The following is a 23838-nucleotide window of genomic DNA, read 5'->3' as shown; positions in this document are numbered from 1 at the left end:
AAATAATTCAAATATCATGGAGTCGGCATGTCTACCTCACCCATCTATAATATAACTCCTATTACTTTTCGTTTAGATTTAAAAGATCCTTTCATCTTTACTGCTCATCATATTGATCACTACCCTGCCGGGAATGCTGAAATGGGACCAGTTCATCCTGCAATCAATCAAGAATTCAATATGTATTATGGTAGTGTTGTTCCCGGCTTTCCCGAACATCCACACACGGGTTTTGAAACCATTACTTTAGTGGAACAAGGTTATGTCGATCATTTTGATTCCTTGGGTAATGGTGGACGATATGCTGCAGGCGATGTGCAATGGCTAAGTACGGGAAATGGTGTTGAACACTGTGAAATGTTCCCGTTAATTCATCAGGATCGAGAGAATCCTTTTGAATTATTTCAAATTTGGTTTAACTCATCTCCAGAACAAAAAAAACAACCTGCTGATTATAAAATGTTTTGGCGTGAACAAATTCCTCATGTGAAAGTGACTGATCACCAGTCTCGCAGCATTGTTGTACGAGTTATTTCAGGACAATATCAAAATCAAAATGCATTAAGTCGCCCACCACATTCTTGGGCAGCTGCAGCAGAAAATAAAGTGAATATATACTTAATTACTTTAGAAGCTGGCGCACATCTTGAAATTCCAGCTACCACCGCGACCTCCACTCGATTTGCTTACTTCTATCAGGGTTCAACTTTAAATATTGCTGATTCAACCATTCAATTCAAACATCTTGTAGAGCTTAAAGCTGACACCGAAATTCAACTTGAAGCAGGTGATCAAGAAGCGAGAATCTTATGGTTAGAAGGTGAACCTATTGGTGCACCAGTTGCAATGCGAGGGCCTTTTGTATTGAACAGCAAAGAAGAACTTGATGTTGCATTCAAACGATATCGTGAGACCCATTTTGGTGACTGGCCTTGGCCAAGCGATGCTCCAACGTTTTCACGTGAAACACCTCGTTTTGCCAGCTATGAAGGTGGTAAACGCAAGGAATATCCTGAACAAATGAGTTCAGATGGGGCTTAACAAGGTTTAAATATTACAGTATTCATCATTGCCCAATGCTCGTTTAATATCCTGTTCAAAACGCGCATTGGGAAAAGGATAACGTTGAGGCAAATACAAGGTAAATCTTGTCAATGTAGGTGATAACTTTTCTACAGTTGCCTTATGAACATATTCACCACGTTCTGTTCGAGCAAATAGGGTTGCCATTTCAATATGCTCTTCGAGCTTATTTTCAGTAAAGACTAGGTCATCATCACGTGTGAAACCGATACATCGACGATATGCTTGTCTCAGATTTTGAAATACGCTGAGATAATCTAACTCGATTTCAGCACTTAAACCATTTTTATACGAGTTGGCAACCAAGGCTGCTTCAGTAGGTTCATTGGGCTGACTTAAATAATAATTTTGACATGCGGTGAGCTGACTGAAGGTGAATATGCTTAGCGCGATAATTAGACTTTGACGATACATTATTTTATTTGGATTTATTAGACTTATACCTGAATTGTAGCAAAGTCTAAGCCATGATTTAATTCAGCTTTATACTTTTAATGTAATTGAACCATGCAACTGATCATCTTCACTGGAGTTCAAGCTTCAGGCAAATCAAGCTACTATCTTTTACATTTGGCACATTCACATTTGAGAATTAACTTAGACATGCTAAAAACTCGCCATCGGGAAAACATGATCTTTGAAGCATGTCTAGCCTCTAAAACCAAAACGGTGATCGACAATACCAACCCAACCAAAGCAGACCGTGCTCGTTATATTCAACGTGCTAAATCAGCAGGCTTTGAAGTGATTTCATATTACTTTGAAACAGATTTGAAAAGTACGCTAGAACGCAATGGTCAACGAAGCGGTAAAACCAATATTCCTGAAGTCGGTGTTCGAGCAACATATAAGAAGTTAGAAGTACCTGATTTTGAGGAAGGGTTTGATGAAATACATCATATTAAAATAAAAGGTGCAGGTGAATATCACCATTTAATTTTAGACTCCAAATAATAAAGCGACCCGAGGATCGCTTTATTTCAAAGACTCTATTGTTTCACCACCACTAATTTTTTTTGTACAAATTCATGAAAACCTAAATCTGCCAGTTCATGACCATAACCAGAATTCTTTATGCCACCAAATGGTAATTCTGGAGCAGTATCCGTTAACCAATTGATCCACACCATTCCTGTTTCAATTCTCGAAGCTAATTTTTTTGCACGCTCTATGTCTTGAGAGTGAATGACACCTCCAAGACCATAATTAGAGTCATTGGCGATTTCAACGATCTCATCCTCATTTTCCGCAACATAAATCTGAGCAACTGGCCCAAAGAATTCTTCGTACCAAGCTTCATTATCTCGACTAATATTTTCTAAAATTGTCGGCTCATAGAAATAACCATCATGTTCAATTGCTTTGCCACCGATAACCAAAGTTGCACCCTGCTGAACTGCTTTATCCACTTGTTTAATCAAGTTTTTAAGCGCACTTTCCGATGAGAGTGGTCCCAATGTGGTACTACGGTCTAATGGGTCGCCAATTTTGAGTGCTTTAAATGCTTCAACCAAACCCATTCTAAACTGATCAGCGATGTCTTTATGCAAAATAAATCGTTTTGCTGCAGTACACACCTGCCCTGTATTATTTACACGCGCTTTACAACCAATCTCAATCGCTTTATTTAAGTCCGCATCATCCAACACAATAAAGACATCATTCCCACCCAATTCAAGCGTAGACTTTTTAATGTGTTTGCCTGCTTGCGCAGCGACCGCACTACCTGCTCCTTCTGAACCAGTTAATGCAACACCGCGTACACGTTTGTCTGCAATAATATCTGCGACTTGATCGGTATTGATAAATAGATTGGTCCAAACACCTTTAGGTGCTCCTGCCTCTAACACAAGTTTTTCAAATGCTTCTGCACATTGCGGAACGATACCTGCATGTTTGGCCAATACAGGATTTCCAATACCACAGTTTGGTGCAAATACACGGACCAATTGATAAAATGGGAAATTCCATGGTTCGACAGCCATGATAATACCTAATGGATGATGTTCCACCCAAGCTTCACCTAAATCAGTTTTATAGGGGACTGATTTCAGAAATTGTTCGGTATTTTTTGCATAGTACTCAGCAATTTGAGCACAAGATTCTATTTCACCTTCACTTTGCTCAATGAGCTTACCCATATCTAAAGTAATGAGCTTGGCTAATTCACTCTTTTTTTCTCTAAATAATTCTGCCAAACGTTGTAAAACTTTTACGCGCTCATCTACATTTTTGACCCAATCCGATTTAAGAATAGATTCGGCTGAATCCAAAGCACGATCAATATCTTGTTGTTGGTGTGATGGATATTCTTTGTATACAGTATTGGTAAATGGGTTAATGGATTGATAACTCATAATTCTTCCCTTCATGCCAATAAAAATTTACAGTTCAATGCTATGTATTGATTTAAACGTATTCATTGAAGTGCGCGTTAGCTGTGCAAACTTTAGATAAGCTCAAAGTGCTCAAAAATTTTGTTTACATCAATCAACTTAGCATTATTTTTATGCAACTCGGGCATCGTTTACAGTTTGGTGCAAATCGTTACGTAGTGCTTGGTAAAGTTATAAGTAGATGTACATCACTTCTACTCTTACCTCGACTAGTAAGATTGTAATCAAAAATATCGATCAAAGTAGAAAGTAAGGGTTATACTCAACTTGCTTAAAAAAAAGCAGTTTTGAAGTAATTTCTTATTATTTTGAAACGGATTTAAACTCTACTTTACAGCGAAATAGCCATCGTATTGGTAAAGCCAATATTCTTAAAATAGGCGTTCGAGTAACTTATAAGAAGCTTGAAGTGCTAACTTTAGATGAATGTTTTGATGAGATCCTCAAGATAAAGATTTTCGGGGAATCGCGAGTTTTCTATTTATCAAGATTAATAATAAGGAATAATTACATAGATAAAATAAAAACTTTAGCTGAAACAGCGGAAAATTATTTTGATAATACAGTTCTAAAAACAACTGATACTATTTTTCAAGAAATTCTCAAAGCATTCCCTTTAGCTTCATCAGGCATGGCGATTTACCGACTTTTTAGAAGTTATAACGAGGAGCAAAAAATAAAGAATATCTTGGAGTTCATAAAAGAAGGTGAAAACCTAGAACCAGGAAGTTTATTAAAAATATTCAAAGATCAAAATAATTTAGAAATTGGTGGTGAGTTACTTAATGCTTTGGATAAAACATATTTAGTCCATCAATCTAAGATGCTTGCTCGCTTAGCTCTTCTATATGATGTCAAAGAAATAAATCGTGAGAATTTTTTAAGATATGCTCATATCATCCCTCAATTAACATCTTTTTTATTAAAAGGGTTAGATCAAGCTTACACATTGACTGAAAAAAATAAGAATAATAAAAATTATCATCTTAAAAATGAAGAATGTAATTTTTCATTATCTGAATTAGAAAGGTTTGGGTTTTTATATGTAGTTGCGACTTATGGATCTGGTAATCACTATGGAAGATCAAAAGACCTAGTTTTTTTCTTCGAAAATTTTTATCAAAACAGATATGGGAAAAATTAAACCAATAAAAAAACCACCCTTTCGGGTGGTTTTTCAATCTCAAACCGTCTCTTATTGAGCGCGGTTTTTGATTTTGCGGATGGTTTCCAACTGTGCAGCTGTTTCTGCAAGCGCAGCCAAAGCAGCAGCAGCGTCCAAATCGCTCTTTTGATTTGCTAACAAAGTTTCAGCATTTTTACGTGCTTCAACGATTGCAGCTTCATCTAAGTTTTCTGCACGGACTGCAGTATCTGCAAGAACCGTAACAACATGCGGTTGAACTTCAAGAACACCACCAGATACATAGATTAATTCTTCTGTACCATTCTCCAACTGAACGCGAATCGCGCCCGGTTGAAGTAAAGTTACTAGTGGAGCATGGCCAGGCATAATACCTAACTCACCACCAGCACCTTTAGCAATTAGCATAGTTACAGTGCCTGAGTACAAAGACTCTTTAACACTTACAACGTCACATTGCATAGTCGCCATGAGAACCTCCTAAATTAGGTAGCTAATTAAAGTTTCTCGGCTTTAGCAATAACTTCGTCAATACCACCAACCATATAGAACGCTTGTTCTGGGATGTGATCGTATTCACCAGCTAGAAGACCTTTAAAGCCACGAATAGTTTCTTTAAGCGGTACAAGTTTACCAGGAGCACCAGTAAACACTTCTGCTACGTGGAACGGTTGAGAGAAGAAACGTTGAATCTTACGTGCACGGTATACAGTAAGTTTGTCTTCTTCTGACAATTCGTCCATACCAAGAATTGCGATAATGTCTTTCAATTCTTTATAACGTTGAAGAACGTTTTGAACTGAACGAGCGATTTCGTAATGCTCAGTACCAACAACTAATGGATCTAATTGACGTGAAGTAGAGTCAAGTGGATCGATCGCAGGGTAAATACCTTGTGAAGCGATGTCACGGCTCAATACAACTGTCGCATCCAAGTGAGCGAACGTAGTCGCTGGAGATGGATCCGTTAAGTCATCGGCAGGTACGTATACAGCTTGGATAGATGTAATCGAACCAGACTTAGTAGAAGTAATACGTTCTTGAAGAACACCCATCTCTTCTGCAAGTGTCGGTTGGTAACCTACTGCAGATGGCATACGACCTAGAAGTGCTGATACTTCAGTACCTGCTAGTGTATAACGGTAGATGTTGTCTACGAACAATAATACGTCACGGCCTTTACCGTTTTCGTCTTTTTGATCACGGAAATACTCAGCCATAGTAAGACCAGTTAACGCTACGCGTAAACGGTTACCTGGTGGCTCGTTCATCTGACCGTAAACCATTGCTACTTTGTCAAGAACGTTAGAGTCTTTCATCTCGTGATAGAAGTCGTTACCTTCACGAGTACGCTCACCAACACCAGCGAATACAGATAAACCTGAGTGCGCTTTAGCGATGTTGTTGATCAACTCCATCATGTTTACAGTTTTACCAACACCGGCACCACCGAACAGACCAACTTTACCACCTTTCGCGAACGGGCAAAGTAAGTCAATGACTTTAATACCAGTTTCTAAAAGGTCAGTAGAAGCAGCTTGTTCTGCATAAGAAGGCGCTTGACGGTGAATCGGTAAACGCTCTTCAGTTGCAACAGGACCAGCTTCATCGATCGGACGACCAAGAACGTCCATGATACGACCAAGCGTCGCTGGACCAACTGGTACAGAGATCGGAGCGTTAGTGTTAGTTACGTTCAAACCACGCTTAAGACCTTCTGTAGATCCCATCGCAATTGTACGTACAACGCCGTCACCAAGTTGTTGCTGAACTTCTAATGTAGTTTCAGTGCCATCAACCTGAAGAGCGTCATAGATCTTAGGAACACTGTTGCGTTCAAACTCGACGTCGATAACCGCGCCGATGATCTGAATGATACGACCGCTACTCATTGCTGTCTCCTCAATTCAAAATAATGTTAAACGGCAGCGGCACCACCAACGATCTCAGAAATTTCCTGAGTAATCGCGGCTTGACGCAGCTTGTTATAAATAAGTTGTAGGTTCTTGATCAATTCACCCGCGTTATCCGTTGCAGCTTTCATTGCAACCATACGAGCAGATTGCTCACACGCGATGTTTTCGATCACACCTTGGTATACCACAGACTCGATATAACGAACCAATAAACCATTTAAAAGCTCTTCAGCTTCTGGTTCATAGATATAATCCCAACCGTATTGGCGGTTAAGAGTCTTGTCATCTTCAGCAGCTGCTAAAGGAACAAGTTGTTCGATTTTTTGATTTTGAGTCATGGCATTCACAAAGCCGTTAGACACTAAATAAATGCGATCTAATTCGCCTTTATCGTATGCATCCAACATGACTTGTACAGAACCAGACAACTGTTCAAGACTTGGAGTGTCACCCACTTGAGTGGTTGCACCAAGTACTTTACCGCCGTAGTTTTTAAAAAACGAAACCGCTTTTTGACCAATCAAAGCAAATTGAACTTCAATTGACTGCTCTTGTTGCTGTTGAACGTGTTTTACCACTTTCTTGAACAAGTTAATGTTCAAACCACCAGCAAGACCGCGATCTGATGACACGATGATATAGCCAACGCGCTTAACTGGGCGTTCAACCATATAACGATGTTTATATTCAGGGTTCGCTTGTACTAAATGAGCAATTACACGGTGCATATTTTCGGCATACGGACGGCCCTGAGCCATGCGCTCTTGCGCACGACGCATCTTAGAAGCTGCTACCATCTGCATCGCGCGAGTAATTTTCTGCGTGCTTTTGATACTAGCTACTTTGGCGCGAATTTCTTTTAAATTTGCCATACGCTTAACCTAGTATTCGAAGGCCCTTTCGAGCCCTCGAAGGTTGATTCCGTGAACCAAACCGACACTAAATTTCAACAGTTTGAAAATTAGTAAGTTTGAGTCGCTTTAAAGCTTTCAATACCAGCTTTGAATGCTGCTTCGATGTCTTTGTTCCAATCACCAGTTTCATCGATCTGTTGCATTAACGCAGCATGTTCAGAACGGAAGTAAGAAATTAATGCAGCATCAAAGTCTACAATTTTCTTCACTTCTACGTCAGCCATGTAGCCTTCGTTAGATGCATATACAGAAACAGCTTGGTCAGCAATTGAATATGGAGCATACTGTTTTTGCTTCATTAATTCAGTTACACGTTGACCATGCTCAAGTTGCTTACGAGTTGCTTCATCAAGGTCAGAAGCGAACTGAGCAAACGCAGCCAATTCACGATATTGTGCTAAAGCAGTACGAATACCACCAGACAATTTTTTGATGATCTTAGTTTGAGCAGAACCACCAACACGAGATACAGAGATACCCGCGTTCACAGCAGGACGAATACCTGCGTTGAATAATGATGTTTCTAAGAAGATCTGACCATCAGTAATCGAAATTACGTTCGTTGGTACGAATGCAGATACGTCACCCGCTTGAGTTTCAATAATCGGTAATGCAGTTAATGAACCAGTTTGGCCTTTAACTTCACCGTTAGTGAATTTCTCAACATAGTCAGCAGATACACGAGAAGCACGTTCAAGTAGACGACTATGAAGATAGAATACGTCACCTGGGTAAGCTTCACGACCTGGTGGACGGCGTAAAAGCAATGAAATTTGACGATACGCAACTGCTTGTTTAGATAAGTCATCATAAATGATTAACGCATCTTCACCGCGGTCACGGAAGTATTCGCCCATTGTACAGCCAGAGTACGGAGCAAGGAAAAGCATTGCTGCTGGATCCGCTGCCGCTGCTGCTACAACAGTCGTATACGCCATAGCGCCAGTTTCTTCTAACTTACGTACAACGTTTGCGATAGTTGATTGTTTTTGACCAACTGCAACGTAGATACATTTAATGCCAGAATTCTTCTGTGCGATGATCGCATCGATCGCCATTGCTGTTTTACCAGTTTGACGGTCACCGATGATTAATTCACGTTGGCCACGACCAACTGGAATCATTGTATCAACTGATTTATAACCAGTTTGTACAGGCTCATCTACCGATTGACGCCAAATTACGCCTGGTGCAACTTTTTCAACTGCATCAGATAATTTTGCATCAATTGGGCCTTTACCATCAATTGGGTTACCCAAAGCATCTACTACACGGCCTAAAAGTTCTGGACCAACCGGAACTTCTAATACACGACCTGTGCAACGCGCTTTTTGACCTTCTTGAAGGCTTAAGTAGTTACCTAAAACAACGACGCCCACTGAATCCTGTTCTAGGTTCAGTGCCATACCGTATAAGCCGCCGTCGAATTCGATCATTTCACCGTACATTGCATCAGCAAGGCCGTGAATACGCACAATACCGTCGGAAACCATAACAATGGTTCCTTCGTTCTTAGCGGTCGCGCTGGTGTCCAGATCGCCGATACGCTGTTTAATGAGCGCACTGATCTCGGATGGATTCAGTTGTTGCATTGCGCTATACCTCAATCTTTATTAAGTTCAGTCTTCTTTTTACGCAATTATGCAAGAAGACGAGTCCGCATTTTTTCAAGCTTATTAAGCGCAGAATCATCTATCACTTGGTCGCCTGCACGAATAACAACACCCGCGATTAACGCTGGGTTAACTTCTACTGAAACATTTACAGCTGCGTTGAAACGTTTCTCTAACGCAGATGCAAGTAATTGCTCTTGTTCAGCAGAAAGTGGTAATGCAGATTCAATCACAACATCTACCACATTGTTATTTTGTGATTTAAGAAGTTCGTACTCTGCTTCAATCTCAGGTAACAAAGTTAAACGATCATTTTCAGCCAAAAGTGTCAAAAAGTTAGACACTTCAGCAGTTTGATCTGCACCTAAAACCTTAGCAAATAAACTTACTTGCTCCACAGGAGTAAGCTCAGGGCGACTCAAGTAAGCGGAAAATGCTTCATCTTGCACCGCAGCACTAAGCACTTGTAACACATTTGACCAATTGTCAGTTGCACCTTGCTCAGAAGCGAAAGCAAATGCTGCTTTAGCGTACGGGCGTGCTAACGTCAAGAGTTCAGCCATAATCGCCTCGCTTAAAGTTTAGCAGCCAGCTGAGTAAGCATGGCATTGTGAGCTGCTTCATCAACTTGTTGGTTCAGAATTTTCTCTGCACCAGCAACAGCAAGAGCTGCAACTTGTTGACGTAATTCTTCACGAGCAGCATTGATCTCTGTGTCAACAGCTTCTTTCGCTTGTTGACGAATACGCTCACCTTCAGCAGATGCTTGAGTACGAGCTTCTTCAACCAATTGAGCCGCACGACGGTTCGCTTGTTCGATCAATTGAGCCGCTTGTGCTTTCGCTGCATCTAATTCAGCTTTAACTTGAGCTTGCGCATCTGCAAGATCAGCTTTCGCCTTTTCAGCTGCATTTAAGCCATCAGCAATTTTACGCTGACGCTCACTAATCGCATTGATTAGTGGAGGCCAAACGAATTTCATACAGAATGCGACAAAGATCGCAAACGCAATCGCTTGACCAAACAGAGTATAGTTAATATTCATTGCTATTCCTCAAATAGTTGATTTCGGAATTTAGCTAATTAACCTACTAGGCCGATGAACGGATTTGCAAAGATAATGAACAAACCAATACCAACACCGATCATAGGCACAGCATCAAGAAGACCCGCGATTAAGAACATACGAGTTTGAAGTTGTGGAGCCAATTCTGGTTGACGAGCAACAGCTTCAAGGAAGCGACCACCTAAAAGACCAAAACCGATCGCAGTACCCAAAGCACCGAACGCGATTAAAAGAGCAGCTGCAACAGCAGATAAGCCAACTACTAAATCCATGAAAAAATCCTCAGAGGTTGAGTTTAAATCAAACAAAAAAACTTTAGCCCAACTACATAGTGTAGTCGAGCAAATATTAATTAATGCTTCTCGCTAGCCATACTCATATACACGATCGTTAACATCATGAAGATGAATGCTTGTAACGTGATAACAAGAATATGGAAGATTGCCCAAGGCACAGACAACGCCCATTGAATCCAGAACGGTAATAATGCGATCAAAATGAAGATCAATTCACCCGCATACATGTTACCGAACAAACGGAGAGCCAATGAAATTGGACGCGCGATAAAAGTTACTAATTCAAGAAGAATATTTACTGGAATTAATAATGCTTTTAAAAATGGGTTACTTGGATTGAATGGGTTAAGCGCAAATTCTGCACCGAAACCGACAAGACCTTTTTCACGGATACTATAGAAAATAGTTAACGCAAATACTGATAACGCCATACCAAGGGTTACGTTAGGGTCAGTAGATGGAACGATCTTGAAGTAAACATGATGCGGGTCGATACCGAATAGCCCACCAATTATGTGTTGAGCTGTATAAGGAATCCAGTCAACAGGGATAAGGTCCATCAAGTTCATGAGGAAAATCCACACGAAGATGGTAAGAGCTAGAGGCGCGATTAAACGTGATTTACCATGAAAGGTATCACGAACACTTGAGTCAACAAACTCAACGATCATTTCAATTGCAGCCTGGAACTTGGTCGGAACACCAGAGTTTGCAGCTTTCGCTACTAACCAGAACAACAAACAGAAAATGACGCCAAGGCCGATTGACCAACCCATAGAATCCAAGTGAATAGCAGTGAACCCCATCTCTTTCGCTTCTTCAGCAGTCTCAGCTAACTTCCACGTACCATCTGGTGCTTTACCATAGGTCATGTTCGTTAAGTGATGCTGAATATACTCAGACGAGGTAAGGGTATGTTCTTCAGCAGCCATAAATCACACCTGGTTAATGTCAAATACAAATTAGAGTTAACGAATATCGCGTGCTGCTTGATATCTCGTTAAACATCTAAAAAACTTTTCAATTTTTCGTTGCAATTCAACTCATTTTGATAGACGCGACGCCCAAAAAGGTGCGACCCACGACATGGTCTGAACGAGTATGAAACCACAAAACAATGCGACCGCTGACAACGGTTTCACATTGATTAAAATCAAAATGAAGCCAACAATCACAATTCCAAACTTACCGAGCAACCCCCGATACATATTCGATAGAACCTGTTTCGAAGCTCTTGCACCTGCAGCTCTGAACGACTGCCATGAAAAATAACAACTGGCTAGCCAACATACGAATGCACCTAATGCTGCACTCAAAGCCGCAGTCGAGTCTTTCAAGACCCACGCTATCAAGGCTGAAACAGGTATCATACATGCTTGCAAGATGACTAAAGCTTTCGCTAATCGTCGGTCAATCAAGCGACTAGTTCGGCTCATTTATTATCCACTCACAGCAATAATGCTTGACAAGTTTAGCTGATGATTATTTTTAATCGCAGGCATTATAGAGTTACACCCCTGAACATGCAATCTTTTCCCGACCTAAGTCTGGTATTTTTAGATCGTTTATTGCTGAGCACTTATACAATTATCGGCTGTTTTTACATCACTTTTGTGCTTTTTCTACACATGCACGTACTTGTATCGCTAGAGTCTGCCATGCTGTTATAAAATTCTGGTGTTTAGCAAAACTCTCATCAACTGCGAGAAAATTCACATGACCTAGAGACTTATATTGATTTTTATTAGCTACAGTTTCAGCCAAAAGACACATCTTTTGCTGTGGGCGATTGTCTTTTAAATATTTGATTTGAGCAATTGTAGGTGCCATATGTGGGTCTTCTGTCATCGCACCAGCGAATTTTAGCAACAGCGCACGCTCCAAGTATTGGTATGCATCATGTAATGACCAATACGGCTGAACACCATGATTGAGTTTTACACTTTGTGAAGTTTTCAGCATCTCATGTGCAAAAAGTTTAGCATTACTCCAATACTTGTCTTTAAACTCAGGTTGTTGTTGTGAGCGTAATGCCGCTATAAAAAAGCCAATACGAACTGCATTATTTGGTTCTAACCATACATGAGTATCGACAGTTCCTTTTACTACGTCCCCTCGACTATTTCTAAGCGGCAATGTTTGCAATATTCCTGTATTCAATAAGGCAACTGCTTTAGAGTTTTTCGCCAAAATACTCTCTAATGGTGCTTCATGCGCTTTACCAAGCCAAATAACCAATCCTGCATCTTGAATTAATTTACGGTGCGCAGGGGTCAGATGAACATCATGCCCTGTTTGATTTTCTAGCAACAATTTTGGTTCTTCAATACCTTGAGTGATTTCTTTTGCAATCAAATACACTGGGTGTGTCGAAACCACCAAGGGTGCTTGTGCCCAAGCCAAGGTTGTGAATAATGCTGTAAAGCATAGTGCTAGCAGACGCAACATGAAATTAATTACCACTCGAATTTTGACGTTATAATATAACAAACAGTTAAAAATGCCTATGCTGTTCGTAAGTTGCAAGGTCTCATGATACTATTTATGAGATATCCCCTTCCCTTTTCGAAGTCTTGAGGTCAGTCCATGAGCGCATGTTCACACGAACATCATGATACTTTACACGGTGTGCATGATCACCCGAATGTTGAAGCTCGTTTATTAGAAGCTGAAGCAAGCTGCGCTGCTTCAGGCGCTAAATTGACTCCGCTTCGCAAAGAAGTTTTAGAGTTAATTTTAACGGCCTCAGGGCCTATGGGCGCTTATGACTTGTTGGCGAAATTAAAAGGTAATGCTGAACGTCCAGCAGCACCTCCAACTGTTTACCGCACCCTCGATTTTTTGCTCGAAAAAGGTTTTATTCATCGTTTAACTTCAATTAATGCCTATATTCCATGTTGCCATCCTCGTGCTGGACATCAAGCCGCTTTTCTCATTTGCTCTAAATGCAATACAGTGAAAGAGGCTTCAGCTCTTGGTTTGATTCAACAACTTGATCAATTGGCTTCCTCTGATCATTTTCAGGCTCAACATAGCATTATTGAGATTTCAGGATTATGTCAGCAGTGCTCTCAGTAAGTTCTGCATTGCCATTAATTGAACTGCAGCAAATTAATGTGCGAATTGATGAAAGAGACATTTTAAAGAATGTTGACTTTCAGATTCATGACAAAGAAATTATTACCCTCATTGGTCCCAATGGGGCGGGTAAATCTACGCTTATCAAAGTGATTCTCGGAATTGTGAAGGCCAATTCTGGTCAAATTAAACATCATAAAGCCTTAAAGCTTGCTTACGTCCCTCAAAAGTTCAATCCATCCCACAGCTTGCCACTTCGAGTGAAAGATTTACTTGATTTAGAAAAGTGTGATCTTGCGATTAAACAAGAAATTATTCGAGATACTGGGATCATAAAATTACAAGATTCGAAAGTCCAACAGCTGTCTGGTGGGGAACGCCAGCGTGTACTTTTAGCACGCGCTCTACTGCGTCAACCCAACTTATTGGTACTCGATGAACCGATGCAAGGTTTAGATATTCAATCTGAAGCTGAACTTTATGATTATGTTCGAAGTCTACCTGAGCGCTACGGTTGCTCGATCTTAATCGTCTCTCATGATTTGCAGTGGGTGATGCAAGGTACACAGCGTGTGGTATGCCTCAATAAACATATATGTTGTAGCGGTTTGCCTGAAAATATTCAACAAGACCCTGAGTATCAAGCTATTTTCGGCACTAATCGAGTGTTCTACCAACATCATCACGATCATTGTGCACATGGTGATACAGCAACGCCATGTCAACACGATCCTCGTCCCCATATTCATCCAGAACCGGAAGCTTAGATCATGATGGAATGGTTACAACTTCTATTACCCGCATGGATTATGGGAACATTATTAGTGTTTCTAACTGCACCGCTCGGTTGTCTTATGTTATGGCGCCGTATGTCATTCTTTGCAGACACAATGGCGCATGGAACTCTCTTGGGTGTGGCGATTGCTGGCTTACTCACCCTCCCCTTATGGATGGGGGTTACGTTTACCGCGTTACTCTTGGTCGCAGTCCTTTGGGTATTGCATGATCCTCGCCTGCCCAACGATGCATTACTTGCGTTATGTTCAGCAACGCTGCTTTGCTCAGGACTATTGGTCATCCAACACCTCCCTGCGCTAAGACCTGAGTTGCTGAGTTATTTATTTGGCGATCTTTTAACAATATCTTGGTCCGACTTACCGACATTTGCAGTGGTGATTGTCATTGCACTCTCTGTGCTCTATAAAAGTTGGCAATCTCAGATTCAAATTGCGATTGATCCTGATATTGCGGTAAGTGAAGGTGTGAATGCGAAATGGCAGCGCCTTATTTTTATGCTGCTTCTTGCCTTATTTACAGTACTAGCGTTACGTGCAGTAGGTTCATTACTCATGGGTGCTTTATTGGTTATACCTGCATTAACCGCAAGACTTTTAGCACATTCACCTAAACGCATGGTGCTATGGTCTTTTATTGTGGCTCAAGTTGGTGTGACTGTGGGCTTATGGTCGAGTGCAGGTTTAAATATTGCGACAGGTTTAAGCATTGTATTAACCATGGCAATCGTATTTGCTGTGATTTTTATCATTCAAAAATTTAAAAAAATAGCCTGATTTATTTGGGCTATTCATTAATCTTGCTTCTTTATAAAATATTTATGAAGACAGAGAAAGATATAACAAGAGAATAAAAAAACCACCATAACCAATAAATTAATGAGGCCTTTTATCCATATCACATGCCAAAAGCCAAAAAAGGTCTGAGGCATAAACCAATATTCAACAATATAGAAAGGCAACCATTCGAATAGTAAACCGATTGCAGCCGTGATAAATAAGACCACATTGATCCACATAAAATAAACCATTTGTTTGAAAAACATCTTATATTGCGAAGTATCATCCACAATCATTTTTTTTATAAGGGTGGTGATCAAAGTTAAAATCACTGTAAGACCAAATGTGGCGCATATGCCAACACCCGCGCCCCACATCACAAACTTGATCCATTCCCACACACTTTCAGGCTGTAAATAAAAATACGCCCAGATATAGGGAGTTGAAATTAAGCCGAGCCCCAACAGAATAGTCAAAATTAATATTTTAATTTTCAACAAAATAACCCTCATTCGTTATTTTATTGTGTCTTATTGATGCACTAAACTCAATAAAAAAGCCGCACCTGCAAATAAACCTGCAAAGGTACGATTCATGACTTTTTGTTGACGAGGTGATTTAAGTAAACGCAATACCTTCGCTGCAAGACTTGTATATCCAGCCATAACGATAAGATCAATAGCAATCATTGTACAAGCCATGATGAGGTATTGTGGCCATTGAGGCTTTGAAAGATCCAGAAACTGTGGCAATACTGCCAATAAGAATACAATTGCTTTTGGATTACTCATATTGACAAAGAAACCGCTGATTACTAGCTTCATCGCTGACTTTTGCTTTAAATCAGACTGAATTTCTATGGACTGCACTGGGGCTTTCCACTGTAAATATGCCAAATATAATAAATACCCAACCCCAAACCATTTGACGATCAAAAATGCCAAAGGAGTCGTAGCAAAAAGTACGCCTGCTCCCGCAGCGACAACTCCAATTTGAACCAAAAGTGCAAGTTGCAGACCAATTGCATTCCAATAGCCTCGTTTGAATCCATAATTCAAACCACTAGACATAGATGCAATAGCACCTGCACCAGGCGAAATACTAATAACCCAACATGCAAGCATGTAGGCAAACCACATTTGATAAGACATAACGATTTGGGAGATTTATTTTGATGAGATTATATGACAATTCGACTTTTTTAAGATTTAAAATTTGAATGTTTTTTTAAACGTCTGTCTGTTCAGCACTATGATGATCAGGCACAATGTGATCAGCAAAATTAGGATATTATAATTTCAGGAGCCATGAATGACTTCCCAATCCGTAATCTTACCATTACCTTCAGATCATGCTCGCTTTATCACTTTGCGTTTAAAAGATTTATCAATAGATCAACTAAAAGAAAAACTTGAAGATCTCTTTACGACTCGTGATCGCTTAATTACTCAACATCCTCATGCTCAAATTAAAACTGCGGTGGCTTTTGGACCAGAACTTTGGTCACAACTTTACCCTCACCAACCAAAAGGTTTTAAACAGCTTGAACCAATTCAAGGCTCTTTCACAATGCCTGTGGTCCCTGCTGATGTTTTAATCCATATCGCAGCACAGCGCACTGATATTTGTTTTGCCTTAAGCCAAGCTTTTTTTGAAGGCATTCAGGATTTAGTTGAGGTTTTAGATGAGCGCGTGTGCTTCCGAAATTTTGATGGTCGAGATTTAACTGGTTTTATTGATGGCACCGAAAATCCTCAATTTCCAGATGATCGTGCTGAAACAGCTTTATTAGGTGAAGATGCAGGAATTTTCACTGATGGCTCATTCGTTTTTGCTCAACGTTATCGTCATGATTTAGATAAATGGAAAAAACTTAAAGTTGATGCACAAGAGCAAGTGATTGGGCGCACCAAACTCGAAAGCATTGAGCTTGATGACGATGTTAAACCCGACAATGCACATGTGGCTCGCACCGTTGTTGAAGATGATGAAGGTGAGGAGCTTGAAATTCTTCGCCACTCTTTACCATATGGGGATGGACGTGGTGATCAAGGTTTGTATTTTATCGCTTATACGAAAGATTTAACCCGTATTGATCGCATGCTGACACGTATGTTTGGAACTAGTGGCGATGGTATTCATGATCGTTTATTGCACTTTGTTGCGCCTTTAGATGGAGCTTATTACTTCGCCCCAAGTGAAGAGTTGCTAGAAAAGGTATTCGAAGATTAAACAATAGAAAGCCGACGTAAGTCGGCTTTCTTTAATTTTATTTAAAGTTATAAGTTTTTTTTCCTAATCCTTCAGAATATTCAACTTTGAAATCGCTGTCGATTAAAACCTTTTTATTTGCGTAGATATATTTTTCTTCTACCATTTGATTATTGTTAACCTTCATGATTCTTAAGTTTGGACCACTCTCATCCTCAAATGGTGAAATAATAATCTTAAAATTATCTTTCTCCAATATTGCACTTGGTCCATCATTAATATTTATAAAGTCATACTTCTTGAATAAAATACTCGTTGAAAATAGATTTAAATTCTCACATTCTTTAACTTTAATATCATTAATACATTTAAAATGTAAATCTGAATTGTAAATTATTGATGTTTTATAACTTTTTTTATTTTCATTTTTTTCTACTTCCATCTTTTTAAAATTATTTTTTTCAAATATATAACAGTCATTTTCAACATTAATATTATTGTCGCTTTTTGCAAATGTCGTTCCCGAAAGACAAATTTTATTATCATTTTTTGAAAACCTAATTTGGGGTTTTTCATCAAAAATTACTTGTAATCTTTCATCAACGAAGTTCCCTAAACTCTGTGGCAACGGTATAACTTTATTAGTTTTCGGATCAAGAAGAATAATATTTTTTATGTGCCTTCTCTCTCCTTTACCTATATCTCTTTTTCCATCATCCACTAAAATAATTTTATTATGAAAAAAATTAGGTTGATCTTTAATATGTATATTATATTTTCTGAGTTTGTCTTCACTACAAAAATCTACATTTATCTCCTCAATAAAACAATTAGAAACATTGTTTTTTGTTAAAACTGTTGCTGTAGAGTAGGAATCTTCACTCTGCTCTTTTGAATAAGTACAACTCGTAATTAAAAATCCAGATATTAATGTTATTAAATATTTAAACATATTCATTTTTCAACCTATTTGGCAGAGTGGTATTGTTTAATTTCTTCAAATATCATTTTAACCTTAGCAGTTGAATGACTATTTGCTCTGTTAGTATTTGATTCGTGATAACCTATTGTACCGTCAGAAACCACATTAGATTTATTTTTGTGACCTTTAGGCAATGCAATTGAAGCCCACTCTTTAGAGGCATCAATCATGGCCATTTCAACTGTGGAGCTTCCATTTGAAATTAGATTGTAAATTGCAGATCTTCCTCTCAATAAATGCTCTTTAAATACTCTTTCTTGCATATCTGCATCGTAAAGTTCATCACCAGTAAGATTCATTCTCGATTTTGCTGCAGATAATGTTGAAGGTATTGTTTGATATTTCCCAGTTGCAAACCGGCGTCGTTCATCTTGCCAAGTATATTTGGTTGAAGCATCCAATAGCTGATTAATTGTTTTTCCTGTTATTGTCCCAGGCAAATCATTCATTTTTCCAAACTTTACTCTTTTATTTTCAGGTGCACCCGCATTCCATGCTTCATAACTCCCCTCACCACTTGCTATAGCATCGCCCAATTCAATCACTAATTGATCAATAGTTTTGTCTGTAATTTTAGAGAGTTGTGTAGAAGTTGCAGTAAAACCTGCACAACTTAATAATGAGTTCAAGTTTAGCGATTTTGCTATATCAACTATTGAACCACCATTCAATTCAGTTACCGTTTTTTTAAAAAACTCATCTTCAAAATATATGTTTGATAACCTAGTAATATCAAAATGTACCCATGTTTGTGCTCCTGAAGAACCATCATTAAATACTTTAGGTTCTAAGTAAATTTTATTGCTAGCTCTCCGTTCAGTGGCATCCATTTTTACCGCCATAATATTCTTACGTATAAATTCCATATCCGCCAAATCACGGGTTCGAACTCCGTTTTTATTGATATGCAAATCTAGTGCTAAACCCATATGATTAACACTAGTCCTGCTTTTTTTCTTATTATTTTCAATGCACCTATATCCAGATTCAATATAAGCAATTTCTAAGTTTTTAGTTTTAAATTCATTTTTTAAATAGAAATTCAAAGCTTTCACAATCCAGATAAGTGATCTATGTAACCCAGGATATTCGTTAGCAATATTACTTCCAGATTTAATACCTCTTCTATTATTACCATAACCCGAACAACTACCACATGGGCATGAAGCTTTGTTCATAAAACTACTTACTGGATATTCATAGTAAAACTTATCAAGTGCCGCTAAAACACTTCCACAAATTTTGCCCGTTTCAGGAACGCCCATATAATCTTTTTGGAATTGTCTAATACATTTGGCAGTTAACTCAGTGAATTCATCGCTTGGTAAAGCCCCGCCAAAACCAGCTAAACGAATATTGATTTCTTGTATTAATTCACTCTTTCCACTTGAAATACATTGAGGATCAGTTTTACACATATTGGGGGCTGATGTTTTTGGGGTCCCACTTTCTTGACTTCTATCCTCTACCGTCAAAATTTTGACAGCTGAATCTACCGTTTCAGTAATAGCCTTCTTTCCATCTTCGTAAACTTTGTTCAGCCACTCTTTTGCCTCATTCGTTAAGCCACTAAAGCCGTCGTTTCTTTCGGTAGTCGATGTGCTTGTTTGTTGCTTTTTTGGAGAAGGTTTAGATTGCGTTATGGGTTTGGGTTTATCTTGAATACTCCTATCACCTGTAGCTGGTATATTAACAGGCAGCTTTAAAATTTGCCCAATATTTAGTCTATCTGGATTCTTTAACTGATTTAATCTTTCCAATGCTCTAACAGTAGTTCCATTTGCTTTAGCAATTGCAGTTAGCGTCTCACCTTTTCGTACTACATGAGTTTTTCTTCTATATACACCAGCAGCACCTTGATTATTGAGTGTTTTCAAATCCAATAGCACTTTGGGACTTGCGATAGTGACCAGCATACGATCTTTTGACATCACAAAACTTTTAACATTCAGCATCATTCCATTAAACATACTTTTGATATATACATCTAAGCTAGTGCCTTTATCTCTACTAATCTCAACAATACAACCAGCCGAATTTGTTGCTCCCGCAGCTATTAGTTGACCTGTTTTTGTATTTTTAACCTGATATTGAACTTTAGAAATAGGATTCCCAAATATATCTACTAGTTTAATAGTTACTAATGATTTCCTAGAGTTTGTCATAGCTTAGACCGTATATTATTTATTATTATCTTTAAAATTTAGGGTTGCTCTATTTGAACTACCTAAAAAATCTTCTTCATCAAAGCCATCTATTGTTATTCCCCATTCTTCATCAGGGCCAATAAGAACTTGTATTTTTGAGGGATCTGCTGTGTTTATCTTGCCAGTTCGACCGTGCTCATCAATTTGACCTGAAACAAAAGAATTGGTGTCTGGTATAAATGCTTTATAACTCAGTTTACTAAAATCACTTTCCCAAAATAAATCATAAATGTCTAACTTATTGCTGAATAAAGGTGTATTTGGTAATTGCGGAAACTCATAAGAAATATTGGCTCCACCCGTAAACAAATGTTGCCCTGCCTTACTCTCAAATTTTCCACCCGTCGTGCTAAATACTCCACTAGCATTAATCTTGAGTTGCGAGCCACCTGCGGTCAGTACAATTTCTTTAGGGCTGGTAATTTCAATTTTATCTTCGGTTGAAATAAGCTTAATCACCTTACGTGCAATTGCTTCAATCGCATCATCTTGCGCTTGTAATTCAACTTTACCCTTAGCTGCGAACGCTCGAAATCCTTTCTGTGCAGCAAACAAACTGATCTTGTCTTGAGCATGCCCCACAATGTTTTTTTGCGCACTTAAATTAATTGAACCCTGTGCACTCTCCGCAATATCTTGTGATGCTTGAAGAATAATGTCCTCAGGCGTTGTTAATGCAATCCCATTCGGTGAAGCCAAAAGCATGAGTGCCTGTCTAAATAAACGTCCTTGCTCTTGTTTTTTTTGATTAGAACTATTTTCTAATCCTTGAGTATATCCCTCCATAAAACCTGTCAGTGTGCTTAAGGCTTTTACTGGATTAATATCATCTTTTTTGTTTGCACCACCAAAACTAGTGCATAACACCAGTTGATCTTCCACATTCAAGTCAACGCTCGAAATTGCTTTACTCACATCTTGAAGTGCTTGAAATGGGTTATCTTTAATCCCATTTTTAATACTTTCAAATTTCCTCTTTATCGCCTCAGAACCATATTCTTGTACGTTATCAATAAATTCCTTGAGATTATCAACCGCTTCTTGAGCATGCTCAAAGTAACTATTAAACTCATCTACAATACCAGCAGCATTACCACCTAAAGTACCAATATCCTTAATAAAGCCACCACAATCTTTCAATGCATTTACTGGATCCTTCGCTATTCCCTCTTTAAATAAACTCACTGTAGACTGCAAAGCTTGAGCACTACTTTTGATTTCTAATGATTGAATAAATTTAGGTAATCTACTAATTACATTTAATGCATCCGATTGTTGTTTTACTGCAATCTCACTGAGCATTTTCATACTCTGCTCACTCTGACTCAACAGAGATTGAGCCTGTGTAGCTTCAAGATGATCAGCAATTGCTTTTTCTTGTGCATAAGTCGTAATGAGCATTCCTTTCCCTGCACGAACAGCACCATAGGCATCAGTTCTCAGCTCAAATCCTTCTCCACGTCCATCACTTTTTTCCTTATCCTTAGGATGACTCAAATTACCCAAATTCAATTGAGTTGCCGCATGACTACTTTGCAACTGAGTACTAATTTGTCCTGTCGTATCATCAAATCGGAGTTGGTTAAATCCAGAACCACCAACTTCTGCCGTGCGAATTCCACTGAGTTTTTTTGTATCAGGTAACTGCCCCTTAACATCAAACATGGTTTGATGACGTTCAGCCTCATGTAAACGCCCAACAACGAAAGGTCGATCAACATTTCCATCAAAGAAGTCAATGACTACAATTTCACCTATACGTGGATGGAATCTTGATCCATAACCCTCCCCAGCCCAAGAGGTTAAAACATCAACCCATGCAGAGTCTGTATCATTATCATTCGCCCCTGCCCCACCATCATGTTGATGGTCATCATTAAGTGTAAATACGAAGCGAACCTTAATACGTCCCCATTGATCCACATAGATCGTTTCACCTTCAGGTCCAACCACTTTTGCCCGTTGAGGATAAGCAACTGGACGATGTTTCAATGGATCATATTCTGGAACAATAGGTATAGCTCGGCGCACTAAACTCAGTTCTGTAGATAAACGCTCATCTGTTTTTGTCTTTTTCCAACGACTTAAATCAATTAATGTTTCAATTTGATTATTTAAATCTTTAGGTAAATTATTTTGATTAAAAAAATGTTTTCCTAAAATAATAAATTGGCGATCTGCCCCTTGATGTTGATCTATTTCTGGATGACCCATAAATTCAAACCAATACCCAACATGGGCATCTCGAACGCTACTCACCGCAGTAAAGTATTTAGCCTGCAAATCTTGGTATTGATTGAGTTGTGTATTCAGTTTTTGCAGTTGTGAATTGTTTGATGGAGTGGCTTGATCTTCACCTTTTAAATCAGCAATCCAAGCAGGACTCACAGTCCATGCTTGTTCTAGACTTAAGGTTTCATTGTCCAACTGGTCACTATGTTGATGAGCACTGAGTTGATAATCATCTTGATCTTGCGCAAGTATATCGCCCTGCCAACGTTGTACCTGAATTGCTGTAGATTGTATTGAGCGTTGAGCAATAAAGCTGGTAATCGTATCAAAACGTTCTGTTGCATGACTGCGATGGAATCTGAGCGTGCGTCGATCTAAAGGCTCGTACTGACTATTTTCATCTATTAGCCTTAATTTTTGTGATTGAATTTCTTTCACTGAGAATGGCACAGTTTGATCTGTCTCATCAATCAACCAATTAATGCCTTCACTCCGCCATAAGCGTGTTAGAAAATCATAGTCTGATTCGTTGGCTTGCATCACAAATGGACGTATATCATATGATGCTTTTAAACCCGCCGTTGACAGACTCAAAGCGGCACTAAATAACACGCTTTTCGTCTGCCACTCTTTAAAAATAATCTCAGTGATATCAACCACGGATTTGTTCATAAATACGCGACTGTTACGGCGTTTGTGCCAAAGTGAAGTTGCATCTTCAACAGTCAACTTATATAAGGTCAATGCTCCATCACTTTGACCTTGGCTCACCCCTGTCACAATCCCAGTAGTCCGAGCTAATTTTCCAAGATCCGTAACTTGATCGACAGCCACTAAACAACCAATGAATTGCTTAAGTTGTAAATGCGCATTCGTCGATAAGCATAATACTTCAGCTTTTAAGCCTTGATTAATAAAGTGTTGACCCTGAATTCGTTGAATGAAAACTTGGCTATCTAATATTGGATTAGAAAATTTAATATGTAAGGCGCGCTTTTGCGGGCTAAGACCCAAGCCTTCTATAATTGAATTGATATTATTGAGCATAGAATGATTAAAGCTATTATTATGATTTTTGAAAATTGTAGCGTATTCCGCTCAATCTTGCTTTTAAATATTGTAATTA

The 23838-nt window shown here is 38.9% G+C and carries 24 protein-coding genes; 7 read left to right on the top strand and 17 right to left on the bottom strand.

Features of this window, described 5'->3' with window-relative positions; genetic code table 11:
• The first annotated feature begins 27 nt into the window (after positions 1-27).
• A complete protein-coding gene (locus tag AC1M9E_RS00685; RefSeq protein ID WP_488224930.1) occupies positions 28-1041 on the top strand; it encodes a pirin family protein in 1014 nt (337 codons plus the stop codon).
• A 6-nt stretch (positions 1042-1047) separates the two neighbouring features.
• Here AC1M9E_RS00685 and AC1M9E_RS00680 read toward each other — a convergent pair whose 3' ends face one another.
• On the bottom strand, positions 1048-1497 hold the full coding sequence (locus AC1M9E_RS00680; protein WP_488224929.1) for a hypothetical protein: 450 nt from the start codon (positions 1495-1497) through the stop codon (positions 1048-1050).
• Between the two features lie 93 nt (positions 1498-1590).
• Between AC1M9E_RS00680 and AC1M9E_RS00675 the strand changes: the two genes are divergently transcribed.
• Positions 1591-2037 (top strand): AAA family ATPase, encoded by a 447-nt coding sequence (locus tag AC1M9E_RS00675; RefSeq protein WP_488224928.1) that lies wholly within the window; start codon positions 1591-1593, stop codon positions 2035-2037.
• Between the two features lie 35 nt (positions 2038-2072).
• Here the strand turns inward: AC1M9E_RS00675 and AC1M9E_RS00670 are convergent, their stop codons facing one another.
• Complete coding sequence (locus AC1M9E_RS00670; protein ID WP_481597759.1) at positions 2073-3440, bottom strand: NAD-dependent succinate-semialdehyde dehydrogenase; 1368 nt, start codon at positions 3438-3440, stop codon at positions 2073-2075.
• Between the two features lie 448 nt (positions 3441-3888).
• Between AC1M9E_RS00670 and AC1M9E_RS00665 the strand changes: the two genes are divergently transcribed.
• Positions 3889-4623, top strand: a complete 735-nt coding sequence (locus AC1M9E_RS00665) for a hypothetical protein (RefSeq protein ID WP_488224927.1) — start codon at positions 3889-3891, stop codon at positions 4621-4623.
• A gap of 51 nt (positions 4624-4674) precedes the next feature.
• Here the strand turns inward: AC1M9E_RS00665 and AC1M9E_RS00660 are convergent, their stop codons facing one another.
• The 10 genes from AC1M9E_RS00660 to AC1M9E_RS00615 form a co-directional block, all read right to left on the bottom strand.
• Positions 4675-5094, bottom strand: a complete 420-nt coding sequence (locus AC1M9E_RS00660) for a F0F1 ATP synthase subunit epsilon (RefSeq protein ID WP_035268205.1) — start codon at positions 5092-5094, stop codon at positions 4675-4677.
• A gap of 26 nt (positions 5095-5120) precedes the next feature.
• Positions 5121-6515: a F0F1 ATP synthase subunit beta gene (gene atpD / locus AC1M9E_RS00655; protein WP_035268203.1), complete on the bottom strand. Its 1395-nt coding sequence runs from the start codon at positions 6513-6515 to the stop codon at positions 5121-5123.
• Positions 6516-6541: 26 nt separating this feature from the next.
• The gene (gene atpG / locus AC1M9E_RS00650) at positions 6542-7411 is read right to left on the bottom strand and encodes a F0F1 ATP synthase subunit gamma (RefSeq protein ID WP_035268202.1); all 870 of its coding nucleotides are present in this window, start codon (positions 7409-7411) and stop codon (positions 6542-6544) included.
• An 89-nt stretch (positions 7412-7500) separates the two neighbouring features.
• Positions 7501-9045, bottom strand: a complete 1545-nt coding sequence (atpA, locus tag AC1M9E_RS00645) for a F0F1 ATP synthase subunit alpha (protein ID WP_035268197.1) — start codon at positions 9043-9045, stop codon at positions 7501-7503.
• A gap of 47 nt (positions 9046-9092) precedes the next feature.
• Positions 9093-9629 carry a F0F1 ATP synthase subunit delta gene (locus AC1M9E_RS00640; protein WP_035268194.1) on the bottom strand — a complete coding sequence of 179 codons (537 nt, stop codon included), beginning with the start codon at positions 9627-9629 and terminating at the stop codon, positions 9093-9095.
• Between the two features lie 11 nt (positions 9630-9640).
• Entirely contained in the window at positions 9641-10111 is a 471-nt protein-coding gene (locus AC1M9E_RS00635) for a F0F1 ATP synthase subunit B (RefSeq protein WP_035268191.1), read from the bottom strand.
• Positions 10112-10149: 38 nt separating this feature from the next.
• Entirely contained in the window at positions 10150-10404 is a 255-nt protein-coding gene (atpE, locus tag AC1M9E_RS00630) for a F0F1 ATP synthase subunit C (RefSeq protein ID WP_035268188.1), read from the bottom strand.
• A gap of 80 nt (positions 10405-10484) precedes the next feature.
• Positions 10485-11360 (bottom strand): F0F1 ATP synthase subunit A, encoded by an 876-nt coding sequence (gene atpB, locus AC1M9E_RS00625; protein ID WP_035268181.1) that lies wholly within the window; start codon positions 11358-11360, stop codon positions 10485-10487.
• Positions 11361-11471: 111 nt separating this feature from the next.
• Positions 11472-11864 (bottom strand): ATP synthase subunit I, encoded by a 393-nt coding sequence (locus tag AC1M9E_RS00620; protein WP_035268179.1) that lies wholly within the window; start codon positions 11862-11864, stop codon positions 11472-11474.
• Between the two features lie 169 nt (positions 11865-12033).
• On the bottom strand, positions 12034-12876 hold the full coding sequence (locus tag AC1M9E_RS00615) for a metal ABC transporter solute-binding protein, Zn/Mn family (RefSeq protein ID WP_092767888.1): 843 nt from the start codon (positions 12874-12876) through the stop codon (positions 12034-12036).
• A 138-nt stretch (positions 12877-13014) separates the two neighbouring features.
• Between AC1M9E_RS00615 and AC1M9E_RS00610 the strand changes: the two genes are divergently transcribed.
• Genes AC1M9E_RS00610 through znuB form a run of 3 tightly spaced genes read left to right on the top strand, consistent with a single transcriptional unit; the run spans position 13015 to position 15077 of the window.
• Entirely contained in the window at positions 13015-13506 is a 492-nt protein-coding gene (locus AC1M9E_RS00610; RefSeq protein WP_035268172.1) for a transcriptional repressor, read from the top strand.
• The gene (gene znuC / locus AC1M9E_RS00605) at positions 13485-14273 is read left to right on the top strand and encodes a zinc ABC transporter ATP-binding protein ZnuC (RefSeq protein WP_035268168.1); all 789 of its coding nucleotides are present in this window, start codon (positions 13485-13487) and stop codon (positions 14271-14273) included. The genes AC1M9E_RS00610 and znuC overlap by 22 nt, the downstream gene beginning before the upstream one ends.
• Before the next feature lie 3 nt (positions 14274-14276).
• Positions 14277-15077: a zinc ABC transporter permease subunit ZnuB gene (gene znuB / locus AC1M9E_RS00600; protein WP_481608094.1), complete on the top strand. Its 801-nt coding sequence runs from the start codon at positions 14277-14279 to the stop codon at positions 15075-15077.
• A 17-nt stretch (positions 15078-15094) separates the two neighbouring features.
• Here znuB and AC1M9E_RS00595 read toward each other — a convergent pair whose 3' ends face one another.
• Both AC1M9E_RS00595 and AC1M9E_RS00590 read right to left on the bottom strand, forming a co-directional pair.
• A complete protein-coding gene (locus AC1M9E_RS00595) occupies positions 15095-15580 on the bottom strand; it encodes a hypothetical protein (protein ID WP_481608095.1) in 486 nt (161 codons plus the stop codon).
• Positions 15581-15610: 30 nt separating this feature from the next.
• Complete coding sequence (locus tag AC1M9E_RS00590) at positions 15611-16231, bottom strand: LysE family transporter (RefSeq protein ID WP_481596429.1); 621 nt, start codon at positions 16229-16231, stop codon at positions 15611-15613.
• A 160-nt stretch (positions 16232-16391) separates the two neighbouring features.
• On the opposite strand from AC1M9E_RS00590, the gene AC1M9E_RS00585 reads away from it, so the two are divergent.
• Positions 16392-17312 (top strand): Dyp-type peroxidase, encoded by a 921-nt coding sequence (locus AC1M9E_RS00585; protein ID WP_481608096.1) that lies wholly within the window; start codon positions 16392-16394, stop codon positions 17310-17312.
• 37 nt (positions 17313-17349) lie between these two features.
• Here AC1M9E_RS00585 and AC1M9E_RS00580 read toward each other — a convergent pair whose 3' ends face one another.
• Genes AC1M9E_RS00580 through AC1M9E_RS00570 form a run of 3 tightly spaced genes read right to left on the bottom strand, consistent with a single transcriptional unit; the run spans position 17350 to position 23759 of the window.
• Positions 17350-18249: a hypothetical protein gene (locus AC1M9E_RS00580; protein WP_481608097.1), complete on the bottom strand. Its 900-nt coding sequence runs from the start codon at positions 18247-18249 to the stop codon at positions 17350-17352.
• An 8-nt stretch (positions 18250-18257) separates the two neighbouring features.
• The gene (locus tag AC1M9E_RS00575; RefSeq protein ID WP_481590694.1) at positions 18258-20438 is read right to left on the bottom strand and encodes a LysM peptidoglycan-binding domain-containing protein; all 2181 of its coding nucleotides are present in this window, start codon (positions 20436-20438) and stop codon (positions 18258-18260) included.
• 15 nt (positions 20439-20453) lie between these two features.
• Positions 20454-23759: a type VI secretion system Vgr family protein gene (locus AC1M9E_RS00570; RefSeq protein WP_488224926.1), complete on the bottom strand. Its 3306-nt coding sequence runs from the start codon at positions 23757-23759 to the stop codon at positions 20454-20456.
• Between the last annotated feature and the right edge of the window lie 79 nt (positions 23760-23838).

The organism is Acinetobacter sp. 24-47-47, from assembly GCF_057737035.1.
Note: the sequence above shows the minus strand (reverse complement) of the source record. Positions and strands in the feature narration are given on the sequence as shown.